The organism is uncultured Mucilaginibacter sp., assembly GCF_937859865.1.
Lineage (GTDB): Bacteria > Bacteroidota > Bacteroidia > Sphingobacteriales > Sphingobacteriaceae > Mucilaginibacter_A.
The window spans coordinates 3,299-17,619 of sequence record NZ_CALMAT010000063.1 but is presented as its reverse complement, the minus strand read 5'-3'; the positions used below and the strand labels follow the sequence as shown (position 1 = coordinate 17,619).

General features: G+C 40.4%; 9 protein-coding genes, 1 tRNA gene and 1 pseudogene (1 of these 11 cut by a window edge). 5 read left to right on the top strand and 6 right to left on the bottom strand.

Annotation, left to right across the window (positions count from 1 at the left end):
• Positions 1–74 precede the first annotated feature (74 nt).
• Both Q0192_RS06655 and Q0192_RS06650 read right to left on the bottom strand, forming a co-directional pair.
• Positions 75–1,697 carry a PspC domain-containing protein gene (locus Q0192_RS06655; RefSeq protein WP_299287949.1) on the bottom strand — a complete coding sequence of 541 codons (1,623 nt, stop codon included), beginning with the start codon at positions 1,695–1,697 and terminating at the stop codon, positions 75–77.
• Positions 1,698–1,737: 40 nt separating this feature from the next.
• Positions 1,738–2,079, bottom strand: coding sequence for a PadR family transcriptional regulator (locus tag Q0192_RS06650; RefSeq protein WP_299287946.1), 342 nt, complete (start codon positions 2,077–2,079; stop codon positions 1,738–1,740).
• 446 nt (positions 2,080–2,525) lie between these two features.
• Here Q0192_RS06650 and Q0192_RS06645 point away from each other — a divergent pair, with 446 nt between their 5' ends.
• Together Q0192_RS06645 and Q0192_RS06640 are read left to right on the top strand one after the other, a co-directional pair.
• Positions 2,526–5,669 (top strand): TonB-dependent receptor, encoded by a 3,144-nt coding sequence (locus tag Q0192_RS06645; RefSeq protein WP_299287943.1) that lies wholly within the window; start codon positions 2,526–2,528, stop codon positions 5,667–5,669.
• Positions 5,670–5,680: 11 nt separating this feature from the next.
• A complete protein-coding gene (locus Q0192_RS06640; RefSeq protein ID WP_299287940.1) occupies positions 5,681–7,159 on the top strand; it encodes a RagB/SusD family nutrient uptake outer membrane protein in 1,479 nt (492 codons plus the stop codon).
• A gap of 10 nt (positions 7,160–7,169) precedes the next feature.
• On the opposite strand, the gene Q0192_RS06635 is transcribed toward Q0192_RS06640, so the two are convergent.
• Genes Q0192_RS06635 through Q0192_RS06625 form a run of 3 tightly spaced genes read right to left on the bottom strand, consistent with a single transcriptional unit; the run spans position 7,170 to position 9,680 of the window.
• A complete protein-coding gene (locus Q0192_RS06635; protein WP_299287937.1) occupies positions 7,170–8,372 on the bottom strand; it encodes an OmpA family protein in 1,203 nt (400 codons plus the stop codon).
• The gene (locus tag Q0192_RS06630; protein WP_299287934.1) at positions 8,369–8,776 is read right to left on the bottom strand and encodes a DoxX family protein; all 408 of its coding nucleotides are present in this window, start codon (positions 8,774–8,776) and stop codon (positions 8,369–8,371) included. The genes Q0192_RS06635 and Q0192_RS06630 overlap by 4 nt, the downstream gene beginning before the upstream one ends.
• Position 8,777: 1 nt before the next feature.
• Complete coding sequence (locus Q0192_RS06625; protein ID WP_299287931.1) at positions 8,778–9,680, bottom strand: LD-carboxypeptidase; 903 nt, start codon at positions 9,678–9,680, stop codon at positions 8,778–8,780.
• Positions 9,681–9,753: 73 nt separating this feature from the next.
• On the opposite strand from Q0192_RS06625, the gene metG reads away from it, so the two are divergent.
• From metG to Q0192_RS06610, 3 genes are all read left to right on the top strand, one after another.
• Positions 9,754–11,853: a methionine--tRNA ligase gene (metG, locus tag Q0192_RS06620; RefSeq protein WP_299287928.1), complete on the top strand. Its 2,100-nt coding sequence runs from the start codon at positions 9,754–9,756 to the stop codon at positions 11,851–11,853.
• Positions 11,854–11,861: 8 nt separating this feature from the next.
• Positions 11,862–11,933 (top strand) — tRNA-Arg (locus Q0192_RS06615).
• A gap of 232 nt (positions 11,934–12,165) precedes the next feature.
• Positions 12,166–13,635: an ATP-binding protein gene (locus Q0192_RS06610; protein ID WP_299287925.1), complete on the top strand. Its 1,470-nt coding sequence runs from the start codon at positions 12,166–12,168 to the stop codon at positions 13,633–13,635.
• A 151-nt stretch (positions 13,636–13,786) separates the two neighbouring features.
• Here Q0192_RS06610 and Q0192_RS06605 read toward each other — a convergent pair.
• Positions 13,787–14,321: pseudogene (locus Q0192_RS06605) on the bottom strand (DEAD/DEAH box helicase) (it continues 2,852 nt past the right edge of the window).

Sequence of the window (14,321 nt, the reverse complement as noted above, 5' to 3'; positions counted from 1 at the left end):
CTTCAAAGTAAAAAGGCATAATCCTGCTTTGAAGAAGATTTCTCTCTTCGGTCGAAATGACAAAGCGGCAACAATTATTGCCCTTCTTCCTGATGTTTGGTAGAATCTTTTAAACAAACCAAGCCCGTTTCGGTCATTTTAAATTTGGCCAAATGCTTGCCCCAGTTTTTGTCGTCCTGGTTGTAGCAACTGTACAAATCCACATCGCGCAAAATAAAATCTAAACCTTCATCAATGGTGATGATGGAATTTAAGGGAAGCTTCAGCGTTACGTCTACTTTCTGGTCGCGCCAGGACGCTTTTTTTATCGGTATTAATTTACGGTCGAACTTAATCACCGTGTCTTCCTGCATAAAATTATATTGGGTGTTGCGGGCATTAAGCAAAGCTTCCTGATAGTTTGCGCCTTTTGAACGATAAGACTCTACCAGCGAGGGAAATTCATTCTCACTTTTTTCGATAAACAAAGAAACATTTTCCGGGCTGATATCGGTGTCGTTTTCATTGTTCATGTTGACAATGATGCGGTTGGCAAAGTCATTTTTTTTGATGCCTAAAGTTGCGCTGTCTTCTTTGGTCAAAATTTTGGCCGTGTTTATTTTAAGGAAATAATGCTGGCTTTGCGTTGGCATAATGTCCATGTTCTGGTTAAAACTGGCCGTGTACCTAAAGTCTGCTGCTATTTTGGTGGCATAAAAAGCCAAAGTGCTTACGGCGGCAATCCAGCCAATCAACAAAATAAAACCAATTGACCTGCCTAAAACATTCCTGGAAAAAACGATGCGGATGGTAAAAAGGATTAAACCCAATAATGGGATGGCACAAACCAAAAACCCGCATACATACAAGATGTTGCTAAACTTGTAATCAACAATGTTAAAAGGCAAAAAACCATGCACAAATATGGATTGGTTGGCAGAAAAAGCGACGATGGAAACTAGTAAGCCAATTAAAGCACAAGCACATACAACGATGATGATCAAACCAACCAGTTTTAAAAGGATTTTGCCGCTTCCCTTAAAAAAACGTTGCAAGAGCAATAAAAACTCACCAACGAAGTCCCTGATTTTGTAAACAAAAGGCTTGGCTTCGCGGTTGGCGTTGGACAAGGATTGTTTGATGTTTTTTAACTCTTCATCAAAATTGCGTTTAAAACCTTGTAAGTCTGCACGTTCTCCTTTCATGGCCATTTTTTCTGTCCGGGTGTTGGCGCGCGGGATAATGGCCCAAAGGATAATGTAAACCAGTAAACCACTGCCGGCACCAAAAAGCGAAACCACAAAAATCAGGCGTATCCAAAGTGCTTCGATACCAAAATAATTGGCCATACCGGCCGCAACGCCGCCAATTAAATGATCGTCTGGGTCGCGGAACAGCCGTCGTTCTGTAGAATGATCTGTTGTGCCGGACGAAAAAGCCGGTTCTTGTTCTCCGGACGAAAAATCCTCAATGGTTCCCATTTGTAAAATTACCGCAGTAACATCGGGTGTAACAATTACTTGTTTGCCTTCGCGCCTTAAAAGCTCGGAGAACATTTCTGCAATACGGTTTTCAATGTCGGTTGTAATTTCCAGGCTGTCGTCCGAACTGGCAAAGTGCTTTTTAATGCCGGTCATGTAGTTTTTCAGGATGTCGTAAGCATCTTCTTCGATATGAAAAATGATACCGTTTATATTGATGATAATTGTTTTGTTCATGGTATTTAGGTATGAGGTGTGGGGTATGAGGTGTGATGGTTTACAGGTTATTGTTTCTTGCTTTTAAGGATACTTCTACCGCGAAGGACAGCTCTTGCCAGGTTGCGTCAAGTTGTTTCAGCAGCACAGAGCCTTCCGAAGTCAACTGGTAATATTTTCGCGGCGGCCCGGAAGTGGATTCTACCCAGTTGTAGCTAAGCAGGCCATTATTTTTAAGACGGGTAAGGAGCGGGTACAACGTGCCTTCCACCACCAGCAGTTTTGCAACTTTAAGTTCGGCAATAATATCCGAGGCATAAATTTCCCCGCGGGAAATAATGGCGAGGATACAGTATTCCAGTATGCCCTTCCTCATTTGGGTTTGCGTGTTTTCCAATATCATATAACAAAGATATAGGTTTAGGATTGTATTATGCAATACATAGTACTACATTAAATGAAAATATTTTTTGAAGGAGGTTTTGAAAAAGAGTAGGGCGAAATGTTAAATGCTTCTTTTATACCATAAAATTTGGCAAGCAGTAGGTATCACGCGAAAATTTAAACACTAAAATTATAGGGGTAAAAGAAGTATTACCTAAGCTTGGCCAGCCAACAGATTTGATTAAACGCTAAATTTTAATCAGTTATAGGTGATTTAGGCATTAAAATTAAAATTAAAAATAAAAAATAGAAAAAATGCAATAATATTTGTTAAAAAATGCAATAAAAGTATTTTTAAGATGGAGATTAACACATTTTTTAAATTTGTTTGCCCTTTTTCTTAAAAATATTTGATTAATAACAAGTTTTTTCTACCTTTCAAAACAAATTAACTAAAACAGTGTGATGAAAAAAATTTTACAAACTTTTTTGCTATTTCTCTTTCTGATAGCTTCAGAAGCTTATGCACAAACACGGACAGTATCCGGGACTGTGGTTGGCAAAGATGACGGCTTGCCATTGCCAGGTGTAAGCGTAGTGGTTAGGGGGACAAAATCCGGGTCGCAAACCGACGCAGCCGGAAGATATTCTGTAACTGTTCCCGCAGGGAGCAGTAATACGCTTGTATTTACTTTTATCGGTTACGATACACAAGAGATTGCTGCAACCAACAACACAGTCAATGTTTCGTTAATAGCAACTTCCAAAGAGCTAAGCGAGGTTGTGGTAAACGGTTACACCGTGCAATCAAGAAAAGATTTTACAGGTTCTGCCGCACATATCGGTGCTGATGCCTTTCAAAGCAAGCCTGTTCAAAGCTTTGATCAGGCATTGGCGGGACAGGCAGCAGGCGTTAGTGCAACTGTGCCGAATGGTGTATTAAACAATCCGCCGGTTGTCCGTATTCGTGGCTTTAACTCGCTTTCTTTAAGTTCAGATCCGTTGTATATTGTTGATGGGTTGCAGGTGGTAACCGGCCAGGTTGGCAATAGCGCATCCAACAGCCCGCTATCTGATATTAACCCGGATGATATTGAATCGGTCGAGATTTTAAAAGATGCTTCTTCAACAGCCATTTACGGCTCAAGGGCTGCTAATGGTGTAGTGGTAATTACGACAAAAAAGGGCAGGAAAGGCAAAACGATTGTTAACTACAGCGGCTGGTATGGTTTTAGTAAGCCGATGAATTTACCTGCCGTTTTAAATGCCCAGCAATATGTAACCCTAAAAAACGAAGCCCGGACAAATGCAAATTTAACGCCTGTGTTTTCATTGCAAAATATTAATGGTAGCCAGGTAAACACAAGGTGGTACGACTATGCCTACCGTACCGGCCAATCTCAAAACCACAGTTTAAGTATTTCCGGCGGTACAGACCAAACCAATTATTTTTTATCTGCCAATTACAGCGACCAGGGAGGCTTTATCGTAAAAAATAATTACGACAGAAAAGCCATCCGGGCGAATGTACAGCATCAGTTGGTCAAGAATATCAATATCGGCGCAAACTTCTCGTATAGTAATTCCTTAAACAGCGGTGTAAACAGCGGGTCGTTAAGCGGACAAGCTTATAACACTGGTGGTTTAGCCCGGTTGGCCATCCTTTTACCACCAAATTTGTCTCCATACAATGCTGATGGTTCTTATAATCTTAGCGCATCTAATTCTATTGGTTTACAAAATGGTATTTCAGGTGTTACAATCAGTTATTATAATCCGGTTCCGCTTTTGGATTTAGACCGGTACACTTCCGAGAACAACAATATCATCAGTAACGTTTATGCGCAATGGGAACTGGTAAAAGGATTAACGGCAAAAACAAGTTATGGCTTGGAGTATTTAAATGTTACCAATGAAACATTTCAAAACCCAATTGAGGGCGATGGTTATACTACCAACGGTTCAGCTATAAATGTGCAGCAGAAATATACTATTACAGACTGGACTAATACGCTAAATTATTCGCACTCGTTTGGTGGCAATTTTAACTTAAATGCATTAGTAGGTTATGAAAGGTTAGGTACAAATGTTGACAATTGGGGGGCGCAGGAAACGGGTGTTTCGGACCCTTTTTATACCACTTACCAAGGTGGGTTTAATACTTACTTGCCTTCGGGAAATAACCAATATGCTACTGCTTTTCAATCCTATTTCAGTAACCTGACTTTTGATTACAAAAAGAAGTATTTGATTAATGGCAGTTTCCGTCGTGATGGTATATCCCAGTTAGCAGCAGGCCACAAATACGGTGATTTTGGTGGAGCTTCCATCGGATGGGTGCTTTCCGAAGAAAATTTCTTTAAAAATTCTGCCCTTGCAAATGTATTATCAGATGTAAAAATAAGGGGAGGATATGGTGTTGTAGGTAACTCTAATGGTTTAGCGCCTTATGCAGCTTTATCATCCTACACATCTGTTTTATATGGCTCATCAGCAGCACTACAGTTTAACCAGGCTGGTAACCAAAACCTGAAATGGGAAACCAGTAAGAAAACAGATGTAGGGTTGAACTTTGCCCTGCTAAACGGCCGGATTGCTATTGATGCAGATTACTACTATAACAATATTGATGGATTGATTCAGCAGGCTAGACAAGCACCATCCACAGGTATCCCGGGAGCTACTGCAGCTACTTTAAATACCATTTTTGCCAACGTTGGCAGTATGTGGAATAAAGGTTTCGAATTAGGCGTTACCGTTAAAGCTATCAGCGTAAAGAATTTTAACTGGACGACTAACTTTAACTTTAGTACCAATAAGAACAGGGTAACTACTTTGGCAAACAACAATGCAGATTTGTATGGTTCTACTTCGAGTTTAGAAACATCAAATATCACCCGTGTTGGTTATCCCGTAGGTTCTTTGTTTACGGTACAAACAGCCGGTGTTAACCCGGCAAATGGCCGACGCATTTTTATTAATCGTTTTGGCAAACAGGTGCAGTACAATCAAGTTGGTTCGCCAAGTAAATGGACTTATTTAGACGGAACCACAGCACCAGCCATTGATGGTACGCTTGATGGTATTGTTGCCGGAAACGCAATCCCTACTTACTTTGGCGGCTTTAACAATAATTTTTCCTACAAAAACTTTGATCTGACACTTAACTTTACTTATTCTGGCGGTAATAAAATTTACTACGGAACAAGAGGCACTTTACTCGATCAAAGGTTTTGGAACAATACAACCGAGGTTTTAAACCGCTGGACAACAGTAGGGCAAGTTACCGATATTCCAAAAGTGGTTTATGGGGATAATTATTCTAATGGTTCTGCTATCCCAATCAGCGCAAATGTGGAAAGTGGGGCTTATGCTAAATTAAAAACGGCAAGTTTAGGTTATAGAATTCCTGCAAGGTATCTTTCTAAAGTTGGTATTTCTTCTATACGCATTTATGCCCAGGGATATAACTTATATACTTTAACCAAATACAAAGGCTCTGACCCGGAAATTTCAAGTAACGGCAACTCGAACACAGCTCCCGGTGATGACAGAAATTCTGTTCCATCAGGAAGAACATTCACCTTCGGTATCAATGTTGGCTTTTAACGATAACAAAAATGAAATTTAAAAATAAAAATACCCGATATATAATACAGGCATCAATATTAAGCCTTACACTTTCGCTAACTACTTCCTGTAAAAAAAATTACTTAGATACCGTTCCTGTAACCAGCTTTTCGCCGGTAACTGCATTTAATACACCTGCCCGGATGCTTGCACAAATAAATGCTTTGTATGAGCAGTTAAAAAGCGGTTACCTTTTAGGCGGACGTTATGAGGTTTACGGCGAATTAAGGGCAGATGATTTTATCAATGCCAAATCTAACGCCGTTACCGGTTTAGATACCTGGAACCAAAATGTAAACTCAGGGTCAAACGAAGTAAAATACACCTGGCAATATGCTTATATTGTTATCAACAGTTGTAACGTGTTTTTACAAGGGTTAAGTGATAATCCAAATGTACTTGATGCAACAACTACTGCACAGTATGCTGCTGAAGCTAAATTTGTAAGGGCTTATGCTTATTTATTATTAGTACAGCTTTATGCCCAACCTTTTACAGCAAATAACGGTGCGGGTTTAGGATTGCCATTAAGGCTTAAAGCAGAATCGGGGACAGGCGATAATAATTTGGCCCGAAGCACAGTAGCGCAAGTTTATCAGCAGATATTAAGTGATTTAAATACAGCCGAAGCCGGTTTACCTTTAGCCTATACCTCTGCCGCACTTAATACATCGCGTGCACAAAGAAATACAGCAGTAGCTTTAAAAACTAGGGTTTATTTAAATATGGGCGATTACGCTAATGTTATAAAAGAAGCAAGCAAAATTGTTACACTTTCCGGAACTTCTTATCAGGCTACCAGTGGCGTAAATAATAAATTAGAAACAAGTGATGTTACCGTCTTTAACAGTAGCTATACCGGGCCGGAAGCAATCCTCACCATGATCTTCACTCCAAACGATCAGCCCGGCTCTCAGTTTGCCTTAGGTTCTTATTATACTCCGGGCACAGAATACTGGCTAAACCCAACCGCAACAATTGCCGATCCGGTTTATAGCAGTACAACTTCAACAGATACACGCAAAAGTTTATTGCTTGTTTCCGGCGGGCATACTTATTTAAATAAATGGAAAACAAGCCAGTCTCCGTTTACGGATTATATCCCTGTGATCCGTTATGCTGAAATTATGTTAAACTACGCTGAAGCTGCTGCCCGTACCGGAGATTTGGTTACCGCAACAAGTTTGTTAAATGCAGTGCGTCATCGTTCTGATCCAACCTATGTTTTCTCTCCTACAGCAGTTTCAACTCAGGCAGCATTAGTGAATACGATACTTGCTGAGAGAAGGATTGAATTACTTGGTGAAGGTTTTAAATCATTTGATTTGATGCGTTTACAGCAGCCACTTCCTGCTAAGTCCGGCCCTCCGGGAAATGCACCTACCGTAGCGCCAACCGCTCCAAATTATATCTGGCCTATTTCTGGGGATGAATTGGCATTGAACAAACTTTGTCAGCCTAATCCGTAAAAAATAACGGTTACTTTTCCAACACAATCTCAACCCGAAGATTCCTAACCGCTTCTTCGGGTTTTTTGTTGTCATACAGCGGGTGTTTTCCGCCCAGGCCAAAGCAGCGCATCCGTTCACTGGCGATGCCGTGGTTTAACAAAAAGTTTTTAATGGCCCAGGCGCGTCTTTCGGACAGGCGTTGCAGATAGCGTTCATCGGTAAAAACATTGGCGTTGGTGTGGCCGATGATCTGGATTTTCCAGTCTTTTTCCTGCTCCAAAAAACGGAGCAAGCGGTTTAAATCTGAGCCGGAAGTGTTGACGATAACCGCACTGTTCGGCAAAAAGCGGATGTTATAAAAGATGATATGTGCGTCTGCTTGCAGTTTTTGCAATTGGTAATTTTGCAGTTGTGATACTGTTTTTACCGGCAAAAAATCATTGAGCAAAACGTAGCCTTGCTTATCAATGGCAACGGTATAATTGCTTCCCGAAGGAATTTTAAAGCTAAACTTTCCGGATAAAGAATCGGAAACTGCCGTTGCTACAGCTTTTCCGGAAGTGTCTTCCACCGTAATGGCGGCACGTAGCGGTTGCATGCTTCTTTTATCACTAATAATTCCGGAAACAACCAAGGGTGGAATTTGCGACGGCAATATCTTTTGCAGTTTGGATGTGAACGTAAACCCTTTTCCGCCGGGATAAATATTGTCAACCACCAAAATATAATTTTCGCCCTGCTGTACTTCAATCGGTTTGGAAAAGCTTTTCCCCGGTCCGGGCGATGTAAAGCTTTCGGTATAACCATCTTTTAATCCTGTTTTCCCGCTCACCGAAAAATCGTTCCGGCTGTTATTGGTGCGTATCGGATGGTTATAATCTATCGTGCTTTCGGTCGCGTTAAAAGTTTTCTCTTTAAAAAGCATCCAATCATAATCATCCTCAACAGAAACCGGCGCAATCTCAAAAGTCAAAAAACCATCGGCCGGAACAGTTAAGCTGAACCAGCTTGTGTTCCGCTCTTTTTCAAATAAGTAGCTTGTGTTGCTCTTCTTTTTTTTATAGTATTCCTGCTTTCGGCCAAAACCGACAGCCGAATTTTTAAAAACGTATTTCTGGTTTACGTTGAGGCTGACCGCTTCGGCATAATCGCCTTTTAACAGCATGTTCTGGCTGCTCACTTTTAAACTGATCAACCCAAAAACCACCACAAGCAGCCATTTGCAACTCATTTTTTATCCACACTGTAAATGCCGGGTCCAATAAACAACAGGCCCAGAAACATAATGGCATCTTCAATAGCATGTGCCGCGCCTTGTAAACCGTCGCCTTTGCCTAAATGCATCAGTGCAGCAATGATTAAATTGATGACCAAAAGGATGCAAACCGGGCGAAATGCTAAACCGATGATCAGCAGCAAGCCGCCAAAAGTTTCGGTAGCGGCAGCCATAAACCCCCAAAAAGCGGGCGCAAAACCAATGCCCACGCCTTTCATCGCACCGCCCAATTTCCCCCAAAGTTCTGGTCCGCCGGCTAATTTGGGTACGCCATGATAAATAAACATGATGCCTAAACCGATGCGGATCAGCAAAAGGCCTAAATTTTTATACTTCCCTAAGTTCTCAAAAATTGCCATTTTAAATGTAATTTGCGGTGGTATGCTGTTTTTGCACAGCTAAATTTAGTGTTTTTCCGAAGATCAAAGCCTGGTTATTGGGAATATGCCCGGCCGGAAGATTAAAACAAACCGGATAATCATATTCTTTAACCACATCAAAAATAATTTCTTCGGCGGTTTGCCCAAACGGTATTTCGTTGTCTTTCAGTTCGGTAAAGCCGCCAACCATTAAACCGGCCAGGTTTTTCAATTTTCCGGCGCGTTTTAAGGTTCGCATCATCCGGTCAATATTGTACAGATATTCGCCTACATCTTCTATAAACAAAATTTTTCGGTCGTAATCCAGATCAGAAACAGAGCCGGAAACCGCAGCCAACAAAGCCAAATTCCCGCCAACTAAAATTCCCTGCGCTTCGCCTTCGCGGTTTAGTTTTTCTGCGGAAAAATGATAGCTGAATTCTTCTCCAAACAAAGCTTTTCTTAAGGTTTCCAACGATGCTGCTGTTCCGTCGGGAATGGTTACCGGCATTTGTCCGTGGATGCTTTGCAAACCAAAAACCGAAAAAACATGTGTGTGCAAAACGGTAATATCGCTAAAACCGATGATCCATTTTGATGCTTCTTTTATCGGCATAAAATCTACCTCGTCAATGATCCGGATCGTACCGTAACCGCCGCGTGCCGCAAAAATGGCTTTGATGCTTTTATCTTTAATAAATCGTTCTAAATCTGCTGCACGCAAAGTATCGTTGCCCGCAAATTGGTGGTAAGAAGCTACCATTGTTTCGCCCAAAACCACTTCCAGCCCCCAAGATTCTAAAAGCGCGATTGCATCCGTCATCGCGTGCGGCAACTTCTTGGCCGGACAAGTGAGGGCAACTTTATCACCTTTTTTGAGGAATGGTGGCTGGATGATCTTCATATAATTCAAACCAAATTTTAAGGGCAGCCAAATTGGCTTATCTTTGCAAATTAAAAAATATCCCGCAAATACTTTGGAAGATCATCAGATAAAAAGATATACCGTAACCGCTGCCTTGCCTTACACCAACGGGCCGGTGCACATTGGCCATTTGGCCGGCGTTTATATCCCGGCCGATACCTACGTGCGCTACCTTCGCCTTAAAGAAAAAGACGTGATTTTTGTATGCGGATCTGACGAGCATGGCGTTCCAATCACCTTAAAAGCGCGAAAAGAAGGTGTTTCTCCGCAGGAAGTGGTGGACAAATACCACAAAATCATTGGCGATTCTTTCAGCGATTTTGGGATTTCTTTTAATATTTATCATCGCACATCTTCGGCAACGCACCATGAAACGGCGGCTGGATTTTTTAGGAATTTGTATGATAAACACGTTTTTACCGAAGAATCAACCGAGCAATATTACGATGAAAGCGCGCAGCAGTTTCTGGCTGATCGTTATATTGTAGGAACTTGCCCGGTTTGTGGCAACGAAAATGCTTACGGCGACCAGTGCGAAAAATGCGGCACTTCTTTAAACCCAACGGATCTGATCAATCCGCATTCTACCTTATCCGGACAACCGCCGGTGCTACGCAAAACCACCAACTGGTTTTTGCCGCTGGATAAAATGCAGCCCGAAATTGAAGCGTATATTGAAAGCCGGAAAACGTGGCGGCCAACAGTTTTTGGTCAGTGTAAATCCTGGTTAAACGGCGGTTTGCAGCCACGCGCCATGACGCGCGATTTGGAATGGGGCGTAAAAGTTCCGGTTAAAGGTGCAGATGGCAAAGTTTTATATGTTTGGTTTGATGCGCCGATCGGTTATATTTCGGCAACGAAAGATTTGTTGAACGCCAATCTTTCCACAGAAAAAAAAGAAGAATACTACATCAAAAATATACCGGTAAAAGAAGCATCGTGGGAAGATTACTGGAAATCGGAAGAAACCAAACTGGTGCATTTTATCGGGAAAGATAACATTGTTTTCCATTGCATTATTTTTCCGGCGATGTTGATGGCGCACGGCGAATATCATCTGGCCAACCAGGTTCCGGCAAACGAGTTTTTAAATCTGGAAGGCGATAAAATTTCTACTTCCAGAAATTGGGCGGTTTGGTTGCCGGAGTTTTTAAAGGATTTCCCCGGAAAGCAGGACGTGCTGCGTTATGTTTTGACTTCGGCTGCGCCGGAAACCAAAGACAATGATTTTACCTGGAAAGATTTTCAGGCGCGCAACAACAACGAACTGGTTGCGATTTATGGCAATTTCATCAACCGCGTGCTTGTTTTATCGCATAAATATTTTGGTGGAAAAGTGATGCCGCTTGGCATTTTATCCCAACAAGACCAAGAAGTAATCGAACAATTAAAAGAATTTCCGGATAAAATTGGCAATGCTTTGGAAAATTACCGTTTCCGCGAAGCATTGGCCGAGTTTATGAACCTGGCACGCGTGGGCAACAAATATCTGGCCGATGAAGAACCTTGGAAACTGATTAAAACAGACCCGGAACGCGTGCAAACCGTTTTAAACATTGGCCTGCAACTGGCCGCCAACTTGGCCATTTTATCACAACCGTTTTTGCCAAATAGTGCCGATGCTTTGTTTACCATGCTAAATTTGTCAACACAAAATTGGGACAAAGCCGGAACAGCCGATTTACTGCCCGAAGGACATGCTTTAGGTGAAGCAAAATTGCTGTTTGAAAAGATAGAAGATGCGCAGATAGAAGCGCAAATACAAAAACTATTGAACACCAAAATGGAAAACGAACAGGTAAAACTGCCTTTGATCGAAGCAAAACCAAACATTACTTTCGAGCAATTTGCTGCTTTGGATATTCGTGTAGGAACGATTTTGGCGGCCGAAAAAGTAGCCAAAACAAAAAAATTATTGAAATTAAGTATTGATACAGGTTTAGACCAGCGAACGGTTGTTTCGGGCATTGCCGAATATTTTGAACCGGAAGCCATCATCGGCAAACAAGTCAGCATTTTGGTAAACCTGGAGCCGCGCGAAATCAAAGGAATTTTATCACAAGGCATGATTTTAATGGCCGAAAATCCCGAAGGAAAACTTAGTTTTGCAACACCAGCGGAAGCGTTTGGGAATGGCAGCGTGATACGATAGTTTAAATTGGTCCCGTAGTTCAACGGATAGAATAGAAGTTTCCTAAACTTTAGATATGGGTTCGATTCCCGTCGGGACCACAAATATTAAGCCCTAATTACTTGATTTGAAGTCGTTAGGGCTTTTGTTTTACAGTGAAATGATTATTAAAAAGTAATTGGGCAATAACCGTTTTTTATAATTGGTTAACAACTGATCATCTTAATTCTTAGCCAATAGTTAATATTGTAATTCAAATAAGCTTTGCTTATCTATGAAACGTACGTAGTTCGTAATTATCTGATTAATAAAGGGTTTTTGCTTATTTTGTAAATGGACATAACTAAAAATTGGCTTTCAAGAGCTTTTGCACTATTAGACAATAGCTTGCAACCTGTACCTCAAGAAATGAATGAAATTGATTGGAAAGAAAGCCTTTCACCAAAAGGAGAAAAACTTGCCCAGCATTTATCGGCCTTTGCAAATAATCCAGGAGGCGGAATTTTAGTTTTTGGAATTGAAGATAAATCAGGAATTGTAATAGGAATTAATCAACAAGATGCAGAAAACATAATGGGGAAATTAAGTTCTGTTGGACGAGATTCATTAGATCCAATGGTAATCATTGATCATTCAATTGAATTATATCAAGATAAGCCATTATTATTTGTTTATATTAAAGAATCATCAATTAAGCCTGTTCATTTTAAATCAAAATCAATTGAAGAATCATATATTCGAACAGGGGGAACTACCAGAAAAGCATCTCGACAGGAAGTAGGAGGATTTATGCTAAATAGCAAGACTCCACAGTTTGAAGAATTACATTCTTCAAAGGTAAAATCAGAATTTGAGGTATTAACAATTCTCGATTATAAAACAATATTTAAGCTACTTGAAAAGCCTGTTCCATCAAATATCGAAGGAATATTATATTTGATGGAACATGAGAAAATGATTGAAAAAGTAGATGGGGTGGGATATTATATTACCAACTTTGGAGCCTTATCTGCGGCTAATAATCTCCTTGATTTTGATCATTTAGCTAGAAAAACAATTAGGCTAATTAGATATAAGGGCTTAAATAAGAATGAAACTATTAAAGAATTTCCTGGCTCAAAAGGTTATGCAATTGGATTTGAAGGGCTAATTGATTTTGTAAAACAGCTACTTCCATCAAGTGAAATCATAAAATCTGCTTTTAGGGCCGAATTATCTATCTATCCTGAAATTGCACTTAGAGAATTATTTGCAAATGCTTTAATTCATCAAGATTTTACTATAAAAGGTACAGGCCCTGTGATTGAAATATTTGATGATCGAATTAGTATTACTAATCCAGGAAGGTTATTGCCAACTAAAAAAATCGAAAGATTAATAGGAACTACTCCTGAATCGCGAAATGAAGTTTTAGCTTCTTCATTTCGTAGATTTAGTATTTGTGAAGAAAGAGGGTCTGGTTTTACTAAAACTGTTTCAGCTATAGAATTTTACGGATTGCCACCACTTAAAATTGAAGAGTTAGAAAATTCTTTTAGAGTTACAATGTACGTTCCAAAGGCATTTGCTCAGCTAACAGAGCAAGAACGAATAGAAGCTTGTTATCAACATAGTATTGTAAGATATCTAAGTAGTGGTAGTATGAATAATACAAGTCTTAGAGAGCGTTTTAAAATGAGTGAACGGCAACGGCCTCAAGTATCAATTGTTATTAAAAATGCTTTAATTCAAGGGAGAATTAAACCTAAAGATCCCTTAAATGCTTCAACAAAATATGTTGAATACATTCCATATTGGGGATAAGCCTGCTTAATTAGAAATCTGTTATTTTTATAACCAATTGATTTACAGGTGTTTTTTGCTTAATTAAGAAAACGACAAAGAACATTAATGGTAAAATTTTAACTACTTATGATGAAAAGGCATTAAAGTGTTAAAAGCCATCATACTTCTTTTACGACACCAATTCCAACAACCCCTCTTTCCCCAACCCATTAAAAAACAAATTCCCAGTTTTTACCAGCTCATTGGTCAGTTTGTTTTTATGTTGTTGCAACAGCATAATTTTTTCCTCCACCGTATCCGGACAAATCAACCGCACGGCAACAATATTTTTATCCTGACCGATACGGTGGCAACGGTCAATAGCCTGGTTTTCTACCGCCGGGTTCCACCAAGGGTCAACTAGGTAAACATAATCGGCTTCCGTTAGATTTAAACCGGTGCCGCCGGCTTTTAGGCTAATTAGGAAAACGCGGGTTTCCACGTCGTTCTGGAATTTTTCGATCACGGCTTGCCGTTTGCGCGTTTGTCCGGTTAAATAAGCAAAGCTGATGCTTCTTTTGACCAATTCTTCCCGTATCAGTTCCAGCATTGAAACAAACTGCGAGAACACCAATATTTTATGCTGATGGATTTTGCCTGCTATTTCCTCCAGCAAAAATTCAATTTTGGCAGAAGCATTTCCCGGCATTTTTTCGCCTTTGAGC

Bases quoted from the DNA above. Each gene is read 5' to 3' on its own strand.
- Q0192_RS06655 (WP_299287949.1), bottom strand. From the start codon at position 1,697: ATGAACAAAACAATTATCATCAATATAAACGGTATCATTTTTCATATC.
- Q0192_RS06650 (WP_299287946.1), bottom strand. From the start codon at position 2,079: ATGATATTGGAAAACACGCAAACCCAAATGAGGAAGGGCATACTGGAA.
- Q0192_RS06645 (WP_299287943.1), top strand. From the start codon at position 2,526: ATGAAAAAAATTTTACAAACTTTTTTGCTATTTCTCTTTCTGATAGCT.
- Q0192_RS06640 (WP_299287940.1), top strand. From the start codon at position 5,681: ATGAAATTTAAAAATAAAAATACCCGATATATAATACAGGCATCAATA.
- Q0192_RS06635 (WP_299287937.1), bottom strand. From the start codon at position 8,372: ATGAGTTGCAAATGGCTGCTTGTGGTGGTTTTTGGGTTGATCAGTTTA.
- Q0192_RS06630 (WP_299287934.1), bottom strand. From the start codon at position 8,776: ATGGCAATTTTTGAGAACTTAGGGAAGTATAAAAATTTAGGCCTTTTG.
- Q0192_RS06625 (WP_299287931.1), bottom strand. From the start codon at position 9,680: ATGAAGATCATCCAGCCACCATTCCTCAAAAAAGGTGATAAAGTTGCC.
- Q0192_RS06610 (WP_299287925.1), top strand. From the start codon at position 12,166: ATGGACATAACTAAAAATTGGCTTTCAAGAGCTTTTGCACTATTAGAC.